The organism is Acidovorax sp., assembly GCF_034519795.1.
GTDB lineage: Bacteria > Pseudomonadota > Gammaproteobacteria > Burkholderiales > Burkholderiaceae_C > Acidovorax.
This window is the reverse complement of sequence record NZ_JAXHOB010000020.1, coordinates 607,462-622,175: the sequence shown is the minus strand read 5'-3', so window position 1 is coordinate 622,175 and position 14,714 is coordinate 607,462. Positions and strand designations below refer to the sequence as shown.

At 64.1% G+C, this 14,714-nt stretch carries 16 protein-coding genes and 1 tRNA gene; 8 read left to right on the top strand and 9 right to left on the bottom strand.

Translation table 11 applies throughout. The features are described from left to right. The first annotated feature begins 19 nt into the window (after positions 1–19). Entirely contained in the window at positions 20–892 is an 873-nt protein-coding gene (locus U5N23_RS24110) for an ATP-binding protein (RefSeq protein WP_322595235.1), read from the top strand. Further along, positions 885–1,343 carry an NUDIX domain-containing protein gene (locus U5N23_RS24105; RefSeq protein ID WP_416208659.1) on the top strand — a complete coding sequence of 153 codons (459 nt, stop codon included), beginning with the start codon at positions 885–887 and terminating at the stop codon, positions 1,341–1,343. Before U5N23_RS24110 ends, U5N23_RS24105 begins: the two co-directional genes overlap by 8 nt. A 23-nt stretch (positions 1,344–1,366) precedes the next feature. On the opposite strand, the gene U5N23_RS24100 is transcribed toward U5N23_RS24105, so the two are convergent. The 8 genes from U5N23_RS24100 to U5N23_RS24065 all read right to left on the bottom strand — a co-directional run bounded on the left by U5N23_RS24100 (position 1,367) and on the right by U5N23_RS24065 (position 8,129). After that, positions 1,367–1,588, bottom strand: coding sequence for a DNA gyrase inhibitor YacG (locus U5N23_RS24100; RefSeq protein ID WP_322595234.1), 222 nt, complete (start codon positions 1,586–1,588; stop codon positions 1,367–1,369). Between the two features lie 14 nt (positions 1,589–1,602). Further along, complete coding sequence (gene zapD, locus U5N23_RS24095) at positions 1,603–2,358, bottom strand: cell division protein ZapD (protein WP_322595233.1); 756 nt, start codon at positions 2,356–2,358, stop codon at positions 1,603–1,605. Between the two features lie 89 nt (positions 2,359–2,447). Continuing rightward, positions 2,448–3,047 (bottom strand): dephospho-CoA kinase, encoded by a 600-nt coding sequence (coaE, locus tag U5N23_RS24090; RefSeq protein ID WP_322595232.1) that lies wholly within the window; start codon positions 3,045–3,047, stop codon positions 2,448–2,450. A 3-nt stretch (positions 3,048–3,050) separates the two neighbouring features. After that, complete coding sequence (locus tag U5N23_RS24085) at positions 3,051–3,950, bottom strand: A24 family peptidase (protein ID WP_322595231.1); 900 nt, start codon at positions 3,948–3,950, stop codon at positions 3,051–3,053. Beyond that, complete coding sequence (locus tag U5N23_RS24080) at positions 3,950–5,170, bottom strand: type II secretion system F family protein (RefSeq protein WP_322595230.1); 1,221 nt, start codon at positions 5,168–5,170, stop codon at positions 3,950–3,952. Before U5N23_RS24080 ends, U5N23_RS24085 begins: the two co-directional genes overlap by 1 nt. 28 nt (positions 5,171–5,198) lie before the next feature. Then, positions 5,199–6,935, bottom strand: a complete 1,737-nt coding sequence (gene pilB, locus U5N23_RS24075) for a type IV-A pilus assembly ATPase PilB (RefSeq protein ID WP_322595229.1) — start codon at positions 6,933–6,935, stop codon at positions 5,199–5,201. 139 nt (positions 6,936–7,074) lie between these two features. Continuing rightward, positions 7,075–7,151 (bottom strand) — tRNA-Pro (locus U5N23_RS24070). Between the two features lie 48 nt (positions 7,152–7,199). Then, positions 7,200–8,129, bottom strand: a complete 930-nt coding sequence (locus U5N23_RS24065) for a polyprenyl synthetase family protein (RefSeq protein WP_322595564.1) — start codon at positions 8,127–8,129, stop codon at positions 7,200–7,202. 226 nt (positions 8,130–8,355) lie between these two features. Here U5N23_RS24065 and rplU point away from each other — a divergent pair, with 226 nt between their 5' ends. The 4 genes from rplU (at position 8,356) to proB (ending at position 11,427) form a co-directional block, all read left to right on the top strand. Further along, positions 8,356–8,667: a 50S ribosomal protein L21 gene (gene rplU / locus U5N23_RS24060; protein ID WP_322595228.1), complete on the top strand. Its 312-nt coding sequence runs from the start codon at positions 8,356–8,358 to the stop codon at positions 8,665–8,667. Positions 8,668–8,682: 15 nt separating this feature from the next. After that, positions 8,683–8,940 (top strand): 50S ribosomal protein L27, encoded by a 258-nt coding sequence (gene rpmA, locus U5N23_RS24055; RefSeq protein WP_007854552.1) that lies wholly within the window; start codon positions 8,683–8,685, stop codon positions 8,938–8,940. A gap of 181 nt (positions 8,941–9,121) precedes the next feature. Next, the gene (gene cgtA / locus U5N23_RS24050; RefSeq protein ID WP_007854555.1) at positions 9,122–10,192 is read left to right on the top strand and encodes an Obg family GTPase CgtA; all 1,071 of its coding nucleotides are present in this window, start codon (positions 9,122–9,124) and stop codon (positions 10,190–10,192) included. 92 nt (positions 10,193–10,284) lie between these two features. Then, positions 10,285–11,427, top strand: coding sequence for a glutamate 5-kinase (gene proB / locus U5N23_RS24045; RefSeq protein WP_007854558.1), 1,143 nt, complete (start codon positions 10,285–10,287; stop codon positions 11,425–11,427). A gap of 70 nt (positions 11,428–11,497) precedes the next feature. Here proB and U5N23_RS24040 read toward each other — a convergent pair whose 3' ends face one another. Then, a complete protein-coding gene (locus U5N23_RS24040) occupies positions 11,498–12,202 on the bottom strand; it encodes an RNA pyrophosphohydrolase (protein ID WP_007854562.1) in 705 nt (234 codons plus the stop codon). 92 nt (positions 12,203–12,294) lie between these two features. Between U5N23_RS24040 and U5N23_RS24035 the strand changes: the two genes are divergently transcribed. Both U5N23_RS24035 and U5N23_RS24030 read left to right on the top strand, forming a co-directional pair. After that, the gene (locus U5N23_RS24035; RefSeq protein ID WP_322595227.1) at positions 12,295–14,037 is read left to right on the top strand and encodes a proline--tRNA ligase; all 1,743 of its coding nucleotides are present in this window, start codon (positions 12,295–12,297) and stop codon (positions 14,035–14,037) included. Further along, positions 14,034–14,705 (top strand): lytic transglycosylase domain-containing protein, encoded by a 672-nt coding sequence (locus U5N23_RS24030; protein WP_322595226.1) that lies wholly within the window; start codon positions 14,034–14,036, stop codon positions 14,703–14,705. The genes U5N23_RS24035 and U5N23_RS24030 overlap by 4 nt, the downstream gene beginning before the upstream one ends. Positions 14,706–14,714: the final 9 nt, after the last annotated feature.

Sequence of the window (14,714 nt, the reverse complement as noted above, 5' to 3'; positions counted from 1 at the left end):
ACACGCGAGCCACTGGCACATGAACCAAGCACTGGAACACCTGATCGCGCGCGCGGAGCAACTGATCACCCGCATCGAGGCGGCCTTGCCACAGCCGCTGTCCGCGCCCGACTGGACGGCCTCGATCGCCTGGCGCTACCGCAAGCGCAGCAGTGGCCACGGCACGTTGGAGCCCGTGCGCCACGTGGCGGCCATGGCCCTGGGCGAGCTCAAGGAGATCGATGGCCAGAAGGACAAGATCGAGCGCAACACGCGCCAGTTCGTGCAGGGCAAGCCGGCCAACAACGTGCTGCTCACGGGCGCGCGCGGCACGGGCAAGTCCTCGCTGATCAAGGCCTGCCTGAATGCCTATGCGCCAGAGGGCCTGCGCCTGATCGAGGTGGACAAGGCCGACCTGACCGATCTGCCCGACATCGTGGACGTGGTTTCGGCCCGACCCGAGAAGTTCATCGTCTTCTGCGACGACCTGAGCTTCGAAGAGGGAGAGCCGGGCTACAAGGCGCTCAAGTCCATTCTCGATGGATCGGTGGCCGCGGCAACGCCGAACGTGCTGATCTATGCCACCAGCAACCGCCGCCACCTGCTGCCCGAGTACATGGCCGAGAACCTGACCTACACGCACAGTGAGGATGGTGAAGTGCACCCGGGCGAGGTGGTCGAGGAAAAGATCTCTCTGTCGGAACGCTTTGGCCTGTGGGTAAGCTTCTACCCGTTCAGCCAGGACGAGTACCTGGCCATCGCGGCGCAGTGGCTCTCGTCGCTGGGCGTGAATGCCCAGGACATCGCTGCGGCGCGCCCCCAGGCCCTGGTGTGGGCGCTGGAGCGCGGTTCGCGCAGCGGCCGCGTGGCCTACCAGTTCGCGCGCGACTACGCGGGGCGCCAGGGTGGCTGAGCCCGTGGCCGGCGAGGCAGTGGTGCGCAAGCACACCGAGGTGGCGGTGGGCATTTTAGTGCGCCCGGACGGCGCGCTGCTGCTGTCCACCCGGCCACCCGGCAAGCCCTATGCGGGCTACTGGGAGTTTCCGGGGGGCAAGCTGGAGGTGGGCGAAACGGTGGAGCAGGCCCTGCGGCGCGAACTGGTCGAGGAGTTGGGCGTGAGCATCGGGCCTGCCGAGGTCTGGAAGGTCACCGAGCACGACTACCCGCATGCGCTGGTGCGCCTGCACTGGTGCAAGGTGCACGCCTGGACGGGGGAATTCGAGATGCGCGAAGGCCAGGAGATGGCCTGGCAGCAGTTGCCGCTGGACGTCAGCCCCGTCTTGCCGGGGGCCTACCCGGTCCTGCAATGGCTGTCTGAGGAGCGCGGCCAGGTGTTCGTGGCGCCGGAACTTCCGAAGTCCTGACGTAGAGGGCCCCGATCAGCGGCTCAGTGCTGCAGCTTGGGGTCACCGTACTGGGCATCTGCCGGCGGTGCTTCGGCGGGCATGCGGAAATCTTCGCTGGCCCAGGCGCCCAGGTCCACCTGTTTGCAGCGTTCGCTGCAGAACGGCCGGTAGGCATTGGTGGGGCTGTAGATACTGTCGCCGCCGCAGGTGGGGCAGACGACGGTGCGGGCTGTGGTGCTGCCAGGGGGTGTTTTTGGGGCCATGGTGGGCGTCTCCTTCACGCGCACAGGGTCAGTTCGAACGCGGCATCCTCCGCACAGGAGTGCAGGCGGCCATCGGCCTCCTGGCGCATCAGCCGTACCGAGACGATCAGGCGGTTGCCGCTGATTTCGGGAATGAGTCCCAGCGACGGGTCCATGCGCAGGCGCAGCAGCTGGAAGGTGCGGCCCTGGGGCAGATTCTGCTGGAACTGGCCCCGTTCGGCGGCCACCTTCTGCGGCACGCCCGAGTCGCGCAGCAGCTTGAGCAGCACGTAGATGGACTCGGCCATGGGCGCCAGGGTCGATGCCCATTCCTGCAGGGCGCTCTGGCGGTAGGCCACGTCGCGGTGCTGCCAAGCGTAGTAGGCGGGCAGATCGAAGCCGCAGGTACCACCGGGGATGCCGACGCGGCTGCGGATGCTCATCAGCCAGTCGTTCTCGGTGAGGGCATGGCCGGACTTGCCGCTCTGGGTGTTCAGGGCCGTGAAGCAGTGGTCGAGCTGCGCGATCACTGCGTCCAGGGCTGTTTCCGAGATCGACGGGTTGCCACGGTAGCTGTCGAGCTGGTGCTTGTGCTTTTCGATGTCCTTGAGCACGTCCGATTTCAAGTCGGCCCGTGCCGCCACGTCCATGATCTCGAAGATCGTGACCAGTGCGAAATGGTGGTCCAGGGCGTGTGAGCGCGGGATCAGTTCGCCGAGCCGGCGAAACAGCTGCTCCAGACGCAGGTACGTTCTGAGGCGCTCGTTGAAAGGGTATTCGTAAAGGATCACGCTGGCGGGTTCCCGGGGCTCTCAGGGGTGTTCTGTGGCACCGTTGGCGTGCACCCTGCAAAAACGGGGCGCAACAGGCTGCGCGTGCATCATAGCCCGAACAGCCGCCCCAGCTGCACGGCCTGGGCCTGCAATTGCGTCAATGTGCAGAGTGGGCCGTTGTGTACCACCGCATCGGCCGCACCCCTGCGCACGGCGCGGCTGGCCTGGTGCGACAGGATGGCCTGAACGGCCTCGCGCGTGAGGCCGCTGCGCCGGACCACGCGCTCGATCTGGGTTTCTGGCGGGCAGTCGATCACCACCACGGCATCGAGTTGCCGGGCCCAGCGCCCGGATTCCACCAGCAGGGGGATGTCGTGCACGATCAGCTGCTTTCCGTCCTGCAACGCCTGGCGGGCTTCGTCGGCGCTGTGCTGTGTGACCAGCGGGTGCACGATGGATTCGAGGCGCACCCGTGCACCGCCGTCGGAGAAGGCCAGGGTGCGCATGCGGGCCCTGTCGAGCGCTCCGGTGGCGTCGACATAGTCGGCACCGAAGGCCTGCCGGATCGCTTCGATGGCCGCGCCTCCCGGGCCTGTCACGCTGCGTGCGATCTGGTCGGCATCGATCAGCGCCGCCCCCAACGACGCCAGCAACTGGCCAAAGGTGCTCTTGCCGCTGCCGATGCCTCCGGTCAGGCCGATGCGCATGGCTTACAGCCCCAGACGGCCCAGCACTGCCTGGAGAATGGCTTCAGGGGTGAAGACCATCGAAGCCAGCCCCGCACCGACCAGGAAGGGGCCGAAAGGAACGTAGCCGCCTTCACGCAACTGGTTTCGGAATTTCAGGGCCAGACCTACGACAGCCCCGATCACCGAAGCCATGAGGATGATCGGTACCAGGGCCTGCCAGCCAAACCAGGCACCGAGCGCGGCGAACAGCTTGAAGTCGCCGTAGCCCATGCCTTCCTTGCCGGTAGCCAGCTTGAAACCCCAGTACACGAGCCACAGGGACAGATAGCCAGCGGCGGCACCCGTCACCGAGGCCGCCACGGGAACGCCTGTCCAGCCGAGCGTCGAAGCAATCAATCCCGCCCACAGCAAGGGCAGGGTGATGTCGTCGGGGAGCAAGGTGGTGTCCCAGTCGATCATGGCAAGCGCCACCATTGCCGCGGCAAACCCGCACCAGACAAGGGTGGGGGCCGATAGCCCGCCCCAATGGCCCAGAAAGGCAAACAGGCCTGCCGTGCCCAATTCCACCAAGGGGTAGCGCAGGCTGATGTGCACTCCACAGGACGAGCATTTGCCACGCAGGAACAGGTAGCTCAGAACAGGGATGTTTTCATACCACTGCACCATGTGCCCACACGCCTGGCAGCGCGAGCGGGGGACCATGAGGTTGAAGGGTTCTGCCGGGGGGGGCTGCGGCTGCGCATCGTCCGCTGTGCCGGTGGATTCCAGCGCTGCCCGTTCTGCGGCGTAGGCGGCCACCTCCGCATTCCATTGCCGCTCCATCATCTTGGGCAGCCGGTAGATCACCACATTCAGGAAGCTGCCGATCAACAAGCCCGTCACGCCGACCAGCGCGGCGCTCCACCACGGATCCAAGACCATTAGACGACTTGGCCGAGCTTGAAGATGGGCAGGTACATCGACACCACGATCCCGCCGATCAGGGTGCCCAGAAACACGATGATGATGGGTTCCATCAGGCTCGAGAGCCCGGCAACCATTTCATCCACCTCGGCTTCGTAGAAATCCGCAGCCTTGCCCAGCATGTGGTCGATAGAGCCGGATTCTTCACCGATGGCGCACATCTGGATCACCATTGATGGAAAGATATTCGCATTGCCCATGGCTGCCGTGAGGCTGGTGCCCGTGGAGACCTCCTGCTGGATCTTTTCGGTGGCCACTGCGTAGACCGAGTTGCCGGAGGCCCCACCAACGGAGTCAAGTGCTTCAACCAGTGGGACACCGGCAGCAAACATCGTGGCCAAGGTCCGTGTCCAGCGGGCCACGCAGGATTTGTCTATCAATGCGCCAAAAATGGGAATCTTCAGCAAGACCCGGTCCATGAATTTCTGCATCTTTTCGTTGCGGCGCCACGCCTCCATGAAGAAATAGAAGCCCCCACCTATGACGCCGAAGATCAACCACCACCATTTGACAAAGACGTCGCTGATGCCCATTACGAGGAGGGTGGGAGCTGGCAGATCTGCTCCGAAAGATGAAAAAACTTCCTTGAAGGCGGGAATCACGAAAATCATGATCACCGTGACCACCACAAATGCCACGATCATCACGGAGATGGGATACATGAGCGCGGATTTGATCTTGGACTTGATCGCCTCCGTTTTTTCCATGTAGGTGGCCAACCGATCCAGCAACGCTTCCAGAATACCGGCAGCTTCACCGGCTTCCACGAGATTGCAGTACAGGGAGTCGAAGTACAGCGGGTGCTTGCGAAACGCCGCATTCAGCGACGTCCCCGTCTCTACATCAGTACGGATATCGTTGAGCAGCTTGGTCACGCTCGCATTGGTGTTGCCGCGACCAACGATGTCGAACGACTGCAGCAAGGGTACACCGGCCTTCATCATGGTGGCCAACTGGCGCGTGAACAGGGCAATATCCTTGGGCTTGATCTTCTTGCCCGACTTCATCCGCCGCTTCTTGATCTTGGTCGGGAACACGCCCTGGCGACGCAGTGTGGCCTGGACCTGGTTTTCACCCCCCGCACGGATTTCGCCGCGCACGATCTTTCCGGCCCGGTCCTTGCCTTCCCATTCGAAGACGAAATCCTTGATGTCCTTCGATGCTGCTGCAGTCGCCATGGTATTCCCCGTCGCTATTCTGTAGTGTTTATTCGTTGGTCACGGCCAGGACTTCTTCGAGGGAAGTCTGCCCCAGCTTGGCCTTGTACAGTGCCGCGTCGCGCAGGGATCGCACGCCCTCGCTCCTGGCCTGCTCGGCGATCTCAAGAGCGCTGCCGTCGCGCAGAATGATCCGCTGGATTTCTTCGGTGATGGGCATGACCTGGTAGACCCCTACGCGGCCCTTGTAGCCGTTGTTGCAGGCAGAGCATCCAACGGGCCGGTAGGTCACCCAGGAGCCATCGAGCTCGTCCTCGGAGTAGCCTGCATCTACCAGGGCCTCGTGTGGAATGTCTGCGGGCACCTTGCACAGGGGGCAGAGCCGACGCGCCAGGCGCTGCGCGGTGATCAGGATGACGCTGGAGGCGATGTTGAACGGGGCAATCCCCATGTTGCGCATCCGTGTCAGTGTCGTGGGCGCATCGTTGGTGTGCAGCGTGGACAGCACCAAGTGACCGGTCTGGGCGGCCTTGATTGAGATGTCGGCCGTTTCCAGATCGCGGATTTCCCCCACCATGATGATGTCGGGATCCTGGCGCAGAAAGGACTTGAGCGCTACGGCAAAGGTCAGGCCGGCCTTGTCGTTGACATTGACCTGATTCACTCCGGGCAGGTTGATTTCCGAGGGATCTTCCGCCGTGGCGATGTTCACGCCCGGCTTGTTGAGCAGGTTCAGGCAGGTGTACAGCGACACCGTCTTGCCCGAGCCAGTGGGACCAGTCACCAGAATCATGCCGTAGGGCCGGCTGATGGCGTCCAGCAGGCGCGCCTTCTCTTCAGGCTCGTAGCCGAGTGCATCGATACCCAATTTGGCACTGGACGGATCCAGAATACGGATCACGATCTTCTCACCAAACAGCGTGGGCAAGGTGCTCACGCGAAAATCGATGACCCGGTCGGGACCGATCTTCAGTTTCATCTTTCCGTCCTGCGGCACGCGCTTTTCGGAAATGTCCATGCGCGAGATCACCTTGATGCGCGAGGCCAGCTTGTCCTTGATGGCAATCGGAGGCGATGTGATTTCACGCAATTCACCGTCAATGCGAAATCGCACGCGGTACTGGTGTTCATAGGGTTCAAAATGCAGATCGGATGCCCGCATATTGAACGCATCGAGCAGCATCTTGTGCAGAAACTTGACGACCGGAGCATCCTCGACGTCAGAGGCGCCAACATCGGCCGGATCGGCCGCTTCCTCAATCGGGACGTCATCAAACTCAAAATCGCCCCCGCTGGTCATGCTCTCCATCGACTCGCTCGTCGATTTCGTACTGCTTTCTACCAGCCGATTCAGTTTGTCATATTCGGCAATAATCCAGTCCACCCCCATCTGGGTCGTGAACTTGATTTTCTCGGCAGCCTCCTGGTCCGTGGGATCGGCGGTCGCAACGATCAGGCGGTTGTTGCGCTTGCTCAGCACCACGACCCGGTAGGACTGGCAGATTTTTACGTCCAGCAAGTCCTTGGGTAGCCGCAAAGGGTCGATGGCTTCCAGGTCCAGCAACGGTGCGCCAAATACAGCGGATACGGTGTGGGCCAGGTCGGTCGCGGACACGACCCCTGAGCCCGTTAACTCCGCAATAAAACTGGTCCGGCTGACTTGTGACTTTTTGTAAATATCCTCGGCTGCCTTTTGGGTCAGCTTTCCCGCAGACATCAACGCCCGGCCCAAGCCTGGAAGGGCTATTGCAGGTGTTTCTTTCTGAGCAGTATCTACAGCAGCCATGTAACCGGTAATGTGTTAGGAGTTGAGCAGCAAGCCATCCTATCATCGCCTATTGGCAAAGACCTGTACAGCATCGCATATTGGCGCCTGAACCACAGTTCACACTGGTTTTGTGGGGTGTCGGGCCACCATGGGGCAGTGGTCGGGGTGAGAGGATTCGAACCTCCGGCCTCTACGTCCCGAACGTAGCGCTCTACCAGGCTAAGCTACACCCCGTGTGGCGCCCGTGGGGCGCGGGGACCTGCGGGTCGCATGGGGGCGGGCCTATGCGCGGCGGTCCAGCAATTGAGAAGCCAAGTGTAGCAAACCGGCGGTGTATTCGTTGTCCGGAAAAGCTCCCAGGGCGGCGATGGCCCGGCGTGCTTCTGAAATGGCCGCGACCCGGGTGACTTCCAGCGCGCCGGTGTCCCGCACGATGCCGACGATGGTGGGCAGTTGCTCGGTGGAGCCTTGCTCAATGGCCTCGCGGATGATGGCCGCCTGCGCCGCCGTGCCGCGCTGCATGGCCGCAATCAGTGGCAGGGTGGACTTGCCTTCGCGCAGATCGTCCCCGAGGTTCTTGCCCATCTCGCTGGCATTGCCGTCGTAGTCGAGCACGTCGTCGATGATCTGGAAAGCGGTTCCCAGGGCCTGTCCGTACATGGCGCAGGCTTCTTCAAGCTCGGCCGGGCTGCCCGCCAGGACCGCGCCCAGGCGTGCGCTGGCCTCGAAGAGCTTGGCGGTCTTGGAGCGGATCACGCGCAGGTAGCCCTCCTCGTCCAGCGAGGCGTCGTGCATGTTCATGAGCTGCTGCACTTCGCCCTCGGCGATCACGTTGGTGGCCTCCGAGAGGATCTCCATGACCCGCATGCTGCCGGTCTCCACCATCATCTGGAAGGATCGCGTGTGCAGGAAGTCGCCCACCAGCACGCTGGCAGGGTTGCCGAAGGTCTCGTTGGCCGTTGCACGGCCGCGCCGCAGGGTGGATGCATCCACGACGTCGTCGTGCAGCAGTGTGGCGGTGTGGATCAACTCCACCACTGCCGCCAGGCCGAAGCGATGCGCGCCGCGGTAGCCCAGCGCGCCACACACCAGCAGCAGCAGCGCGGGGCGCAGGCGCTTGCCACCCGCCGCGATGATGTATTGCGAAATCTGCGCGACCAGGGGGACGGAGGAGGTGAGGCGTGCAGCAATCACCCGGTCCACCTCCTGCATGTCGGCGGCGATGAGCGTGAGTGCGGGCGTGGCGGCTGTTTGGGAGTGGTCAGTCAAGATAGGAGCGCTCGGAGTGCAGCGGATTATAGGAACGGCCGTGGCCTTCCTCGCGCCGCGGTACGCCAGGTTCGTTGCGGATGTCGCTGTCTTGCTACGATCCGCGCCCTATGCTAAACTAGTGGGCTCTGCAGAAATTCGTCTGCGGAACTCATATCAAGAGGTCAACATGTACGCGGTCATAAAAACCGGCGGCAAGCAGTATCGCGTTGCTTCCGGCGAAAAAATTAAAGTAGAACAGATTGCTGCGGACGTAGGCCAGGAGATTGTGATCGACCAGGTTCTGGCTGTCGGCAACGGCGTTGAACTGAAGGTTGGCACGCCCCTGGTGTCCGGTGCAACGGTCAAAGCCACTGTGGTGGCGCACGGCAAGCACGACAAAGTGCACATCTTCAAGATGCGCCGTCGCAAGCACTATCAGAAACGTCAAGGTCACCGTCAGCAGTTCACCGAACTGCAAATCGGCGTGATCGCGGGTTAATAGGGAGCTGATGTCATGGCACAGAAAAAAGGCGGCGGCTCTACGCGAAACGGACGTGACTCCAAGCCAAAGATGCTGGGTGTCAAGGCGTTCGGTGGTGAACTGATCAGTGCTGGCTCCATCATCGTGCGCCAGCGCGGTACGCGTTTCCATCCCGGTACCAACGTGGGCGTGGGCAAGGACCACACCCTGTTCGCACTGGTGGACGGCCACGTATCGTTCGGCACCAAGGGTGCACTGTCCAAGTCGACAGTCAATGTGACGGCCGCCTGAGGGGTTTCACCCCGGCAGCTAACAAAGCCCCGCCTTGTCGGGGCTTTGTTGTTTGGACAGCCTGGTAGTTCCTGCTAACGCGTTCTGTCGGCGTCCCGCACGCCCCTCGAAAAGAGCAAAGCCCTGCTGCTCCTTCACCGGTGATTTTCTTGCGCAGCGCTCTTTTGTAAACTGGATACCCATGAAGTTCGTCGATGAAGCCTATATTGACATTGCCGCCGGTGATGGTGGCAATGGCTGCGTGTCGTTCCGGCACGAAAAATACAAGGAGTTCGGCGGCCCCAATGGGGGCGACGGCGGCCGGGGCGGGCATGTGTTCGCCGTGGCGGACCCCAACCTGAACACCCTCGTCGATTTCCGCTACTCGCGCCGGCACGAGGCCAAGCGCGGCGAGCACGGCATGGGCTCGGACATGTTCGGTGCCGCTGGCTCGGACATCACGCTCAAGGTGCCTGTGGGCACCATCTTCACCGACGCCGAAACCGGCGAGGTGCTGTACGAGCTGCTCAATCCGGGCGAGGTGGTCACCATTGCCAAGGGTGGCGACGGCGGCTTCGGCAACATGCGCTTCAAGAGCGCCATCAACCGTGCGCCGCGCCAGAAGACGCCCGGCTGGCCCGGCGAGAAGAAGAACCTCAAGCTGGAGCTCAAGGTGCTGGCCGACGTCGGTCTGCTGGGCATGCCCAATGCCGGCAAGTCCACCTTCATCACTGCCGTGTCCAATGCGCGGCCAAAGATTGCGGACTACCCCTTCACGACCCTGCATCCCAATCTGGGTGTGGTGCGCGTGGCGCCCGAGCAGAGCTTCGTGATCGCCGACATCCCGGGTCTGATCGAGGGGGCCTCCGAGGGGGCGGGCCTGGGCCACCAGTTCCTTCGCCACCTGCAGCGCACCCGCCTGCTGCTGCACATCGTGGACCTGGCGCCGTTCGACGACGCGGTCGACCCGGTGGCGCAGGCCAAGGCCATCGTGGGCGAGCTCAAGAAGTACGACCAGCAACTGCACGACAAACCGCGCTGGCTGGTGCTCAACAAGCTGGACATGGTGCCGGCGGAAGAGCGTGAGCAGCGCGTGAAGGACTTCGTCAAGCGCTTCAAGTGGAAGGGCCCGGTGTTCCAGATCTCCGCGCTCACCCGCGAAGGCTGCGAGCCGCTGATCCATGCCATTTACCGGCATGTGCAGACGCAACAGCGCGTTGAAAACACGCCCGAGGAAATCGATCCGCGCTTTGCGGGTGATGCGCCCGACTGAAAGCCGGGCAGCATGGCCCTAGGGCCCCCAGACAACAATGCACTGATGGCAGCCGTCCTGGCCGCCCAGCGACAGAGGCAAAAGAAGCAAAAATGGTTTCCAGTGTGCTGCGGGATGCCCGCCGAATCGTCGTCAAGGTAGGCTCCAGCCTGGTCACCAACGAAGGGCGGGGCCTCGATGAGGCGGCCATCGGCGAGTGGAGCCGGCAACTCGCTGCGCTGGTGCGCGGCGAGGGCGGTGGGGCGCCGCGCGAGGTGATCATGGTCTCCAGCGGCGCCATTGCCGAGGGCATGAAGCGCCTGGGCTGGACCACCCGCCCCCATGAGGTGCACGAGCTGCAGGCTGCCGCCGCCGTCGGCCAGATGGGGCTGGCCCAGATGTACGAGACCAAGCTGCGTGAGCAGGGCATGGGCAGCGCCCAGGTGCTGCTCACCCATGCCGATCTGGCCGACCGCGAGCGCTACCTCAACGCCCGCTCCACCTTGCTCACCCTGCTGCGCCTGGGCGTGGTGCCGGTGATCAACGAGAACGACACGGTGGTCAACGACGAAATCAAGTTCGGCGACAACGACACCCTGGGCGCGCTCGTGGCCAACCTGGTGGAGGCCGACGCCCTTGTCATCCTCACCGACCAGAAGGGCCTGTACACCGCCGATCCCCGCCGTGACCCCGCCGCGCAGTTCGTGCACGAGGCCAAGGCGGGAGACCCCGCGCTCGAAGCCATGGCCGGCGGCGCCGGCTCCAGCATCGGCCGGGGCGGCATGATCACCAAGATCCTGGCGGCCAAGCGCGCAGCCGGTTCGGGCGCCTCCACCGTCATCGCCTGGGGGCGTGAGCAGGACGTGCTGCTGCGCTTGGTCAAGGGCGAGGCCCTGGGCACCCTGCTGGTGGCGCAGACGCAAAAGAAACAGGCCCGCAAGCAATGGATGGCCGACCACCTGCAACTGCGTGGTGCCGTGCTTGTCGATGCCGGAGCCGCTGCCAAGGTGCGCGACGAAGGCAAGAGCCTGCTGCCCATCGGCATGACGGCTGTCGAGGGTGATTTCTCGCGCGGCGACGTCATCGCCGTGCGCGACCTGGCTGGGGTGGAGATCGCCCGGGGCCTGGCCAACTACGCCAGCGCCGAGGCACGCCTGCTGTGCCGCAAGTCCTCATCAGAGTTCGAGCGCCTGCTCGGCTATGTGGCCGAGGCCGAGATGGTGCACCGCGACAACATGGTGCTCACCATCGCGTGAGGGTGGACCATGCCGAGGCCCTACCCGGCTGCGGGCATGGCACTCGCTCGGCGCGTGCGCCGGGGCCGGGTTACTTGAGAGGGGGCGGGGCGCTGCTGGCCACCACCGGCTCCGGGGAGGAAACGGGCAAGCCCTCCAGCCCCATGGGTCGGCTGCTCTGCGGATCGGGGTCGAAACTGGCGCCCGGCGGAAGCTCCATGCCCGGATTCACCAGCAGTGAGCCGGTGCGGAACATGGCGCTGCCCGCATGCTCGCCATCGCGCGCGCGCATGCCGCTGCGCAGGTAGCGGTTGCGCTGCTCGTTGCGGGGCAGGAAACGCGCCAGCTCTGTCAGCGCCATTTCGTAGACGCCGCGCTTGAACTCCACCACCACGTCCAGCGGCACCCAGTAGTCGTTCCAACGCCAGGCGTCGAACTCCGGATGGTTGGTGGCACGCAGGTTCAGATCCCAGTCGTGTCCGACCAGTTGCAGCAGATACCATATCTGCTTCTGGCCCTTGTAGTGTCCGCGCGCATCGCGGCGGATGTACCGGTCAGGCACCTCATAGCGCAACCAGTCCCGTGTCCGGGCCACCAAGCGCACATGGTTGGGGTGCAGGCCCACTTCTTCGTGCAGCTCCCTGAACATGGCCTGTTCCGGGGTTTCCCCCCGGTCGATGCCACCCTGTGGGAACTGCCAGCTGTGGGTGCGGATGCGTTTGCCCCAGAACACCTGGTTCTTCTGGTTGAGCAGGATGATGCCGACGTTCGGCCGAAAGCCGTCCCGGTCAAGCATAATCAAACCCCAAATTTTTAAACTGTGTCCATTATGCACGGCGCTTTGAGCGCAGCAAGTGGGCTGCACCCAGACGCCCTCTGCCGAAGCCGATGAAAGCCTCCCAATTCTTTATTTCCACCCTCAAGGAAGCGCCTGCCGACGCCGAGGTGGTCAGCCACCAGTTGATGACGCGGGCCGGCCTGATCAAGAAGCTGGGTGCCGGCATCTACAACTACATGCCCATGGGCCTGCGCGTGGTGCGCAAGGTCGAGGCCATCGTGCGCGAGGAAATGAACCGTGCCGGCGCTGTGGAGCTCGCCATGCCTGTGGTACAGCCGGCCGAGCTCTGGCAGGAGACGGGCCGCTTCGAAAAGATGGGCCCTGAGCTGCTGCGCATCCAGGACCGCCATGGCCGCGACTTCGTCATCCAGCCCACCAGCGAAGAAGTGATCACTGACATCGCTCGCCAGGAACTGCGCAGCTACAAACAGTTGCCAAAGAATTTCTACCAGATCCAGACGAAATTCCGTGACGAGCGCCGTCCCCGCTTCGGCCTGATGCGCGGGCGCGAATTCACCATGAAGGACGCCTACAGCTTCGACCGTGACCAAGCTGCCGCCAAGGCGAGCTACCAGGTCATGGCCCAGGCCTACCGCCGCATCTTCGACCGCTTCGGCCTGACCTACCGTGCCGTGGCCGCCGACAGCGGTGCCATCGGCGGCGACCTGAGCGAAGAATTCCAGGTGATCGCCGCCACCGGCGAAGACGCCATCGTCTACTGCCCCGGCAGCGACTACGCCGCCAACATGGAAAAGGCCGAGGCCCTGGCGCCCACCGGCCCGCGTGGTGCCGCCAGCCAGGCGCTCACCAAGACCCCCACGCCCGGCAAGAGCACCTGCGCCGATGTGGCCCAACTGCTCAACGTACCGCTGAACACCACCGTCAAGTCCCTGGTGCTGGCCACCGACGAGACCAACGAAGCGGGCGAAATCGTCAAGACCCAGGTCTGGCTGCTGCTGCTGCGCGGCGACCACGACATGAACGAGATCAAGGCCGGCAAGGTGCCGGGCCTGGCGGGCTTCCGATTCGCCACCCTTGGCGAGATCGAAGAGCACTTCGGCTGCAAGCCCGGCTACCTGGGCCCCCTGGGTCTCAAGAAGCCCGTGAAGACCGTGGTCGACCGCGACGTGGCGCTCATGGCCGACTGGATCTGCGGCGCCAACGAGGCCGATTTCCACATGACCGGCGTCAACTGGGGCCGTGACCTGCCCGAGCCCGACGCTGTGGCCGACCTGCGCAACGTCGTGGCGGGCGATGCCTCGCCCGACGGCAAGGGGGAACTGGCCATCGAGCGCGGCATCGAAGTGGGCCATGTGTTCTACCTCGGTACGAAGTACAGCCGCGCCATGAACGCCACCTTCCTGGACGAGAACGGCAAGCCCCAGCCGCTGGAGATGGGCTGCTACGGCATCGGCATCACGCGCCTGCCCGCTGCCGCCATCGAGCAGAACCATGACGAGCGCGGCATCATCTGGCCCGACGCCATCGCCCCCTTCACCGTTGTCATCTGCCCCATCGGCATGGACCGCAGCGAAGAGGTCAAGGTCGCTGCCGAAAAGCTGTACGCCGAATTTTTGGCGGCCGGCGTCGACGTGCTGCTGGACGACCGTGGCGAGCGCCCCGGTGCCATGTTCGCCGACTGGGAGTTGATCGGCGTGCCCCACCGCGTGGTGATCGGCGACCGCGGCCTCAAGGAAGGCCAGGTCGAGTACCAGCACCGCCGCGACAGCGCTGCCACCAAGGTGGCGATCACCGACATCTGGGCCCACGTGAAGGGCCGCATGGCGGTATGAACGGGGTGCACGGCTTGGGCGGCGAGGGCCGCGGCCTTTCCCGCCGCGCCTGCCTGGCCGCTTCGCTGGCGGGGCCATCGGCGTGGCTGGGGGCGCCCAGCGCGGCGCTTGCCGGCGGCCAGCTCGAAGAGCCGCTGATGGATTCGGTGCGCACCGCACTGAGCTCCGCCATCGCCAACCAGGCCCCGCCCGAGCCCGAGTTCTTCACGACCGATGCCCGTCTGCACTACGTGCGCTGGTTGGCCGCGATGAGCGACCGCCTGCGCCGGCGCAAGCCCGAGTGGCAGGTGCGGCGCGACTTCTTGCAGACCGTCTGGTATGAATCCAAGCGCGCGGGGCTCGACGTGTCCCTGGTGCTCGGCCTGATCCAGGTGGAAAGCGGCTTCCGCAAGTTCGCCGTCTCCAGCGTGGGGGCGCGCGGCTACATGCAGGTCATGCCGTTCTGGACGCGCGTGATCGGCGATGGCGACGCCGGCAAACTGTTCCACATGCAGACCAACCTGCGTTTTGGCTGCGTGATCCTGCGCCACTACATCGACCGCGAGCGTGGCGATCTTTTCATGGCGCTCGGCCGCTACAACGGCAGCCGGGGGCGCCCTCCCTACCCGAATGCCGTCTTCGGTGCCCAGCGCAGTTGGGAATACGTCGACCGGCCAGCCGCAGGCTAGCAGCCCCGC

Excerpts from the sequence above, each read along its gene's own strand:
- U5N23_RS24110 (WP_322595235.1), top strand. The coding sequence starts at position 20 with ATGAACCAAGCACTGGAACACCTGATCGCGCGCGCGGAGCAACTGATC.
- proB (WP_007854558.1), top strand. The coding sequence starts at position 10,285 with ATGGTTTCCAGTGTGCTGCGGGATGCCCGCCGAATCGTCGTCAAGGTA.
- U5N23_RS24035 (WP_322595227.1), top strand. The coding sequence starts at position 12,295 with ATGAAAGCCTCCCAATTCTTTATTTCCACCCTCAAGGAAGCGCCTGCC.
- pilB (WP_322595229.1), bottom strand. The coding sequence starts at position 6,935 with ATGGCTGCTGTAGATACTGCTCAGAAAGAAACACCTGCAATAGCCCTT.
- rpmA (WP_007854552.1), top strand. The coding sequence starts at position 8,683 with ATGGCACAGAAAAAAGGCGGCGGCTCTACGCGAAACGGACGTGACTCC.
- U5N23_RS24040 (WP_007854562.1), bottom strand. The coding sequence starts at position 12,202 with ATGCTTGACCGGGACGGCTTTCGGCCGAACGTCGGCATCATCCTGCTC.
- rplU (WP_322595228.1), top strand. The coding sequence starts at position 8,356 with ATGTACGCGGTCATAAAAACCGGCGGCAAGCAGTATCGCGTTGCTTCC.
- U5N23_RS24085 (WP_322595231.1), bottom strand. The coding sequence starts at position 3,950 with ATGGTCTTGGATCCGTGGTGGAGCGCCGCGCTGGTCGGCGTGACGGGC.
- U5N23_RS24030 (WP_322595226.1), top strand. The coding sequence starts at position 14,034 with ATGAACGGGGTGCACGGCTTGGGCGGCGAGGGCCGCGGCCTTTCCCGC.
- U5N23_RS24080 (WP_322595230.1), bottom strand. The coding sequence starts at position 5,170 with ATGGCGACTGCAGCAGCATCGAAGGACATCAAGGATTTCGTCTTCGAA.
- U5N23_RS24065 (WP_322595564.1), bottom strand. The coding sequence starts at position 8,129 with ATGCAGGAGGTGGACCGGGTGATTGCTGCACGCCTCACCTCCTCCGTC.
- U5N23_RS24100 (WP_322595234.1), bottom strand. The coding sequence starts at position 1,588 with ATGGCCCCAAAAACACCCCCTGGCAGCACCACAGCCCGCACCGTCGTC.
- coaE (WP_322595232.1), bottom strand. The coding sequence starts at position 3,047 with ATGCGCATCGGCCTGACCGGAGGCATCGGCAGCGGCAAGAGCACCTTT.
- cgtA (WP_007854555.1), top strand. The coding sequence starts at position 9,122 with ATGAAGTTCGTCGATGAAGCCTATATTGACATTGCCGCCGGTGATGGT.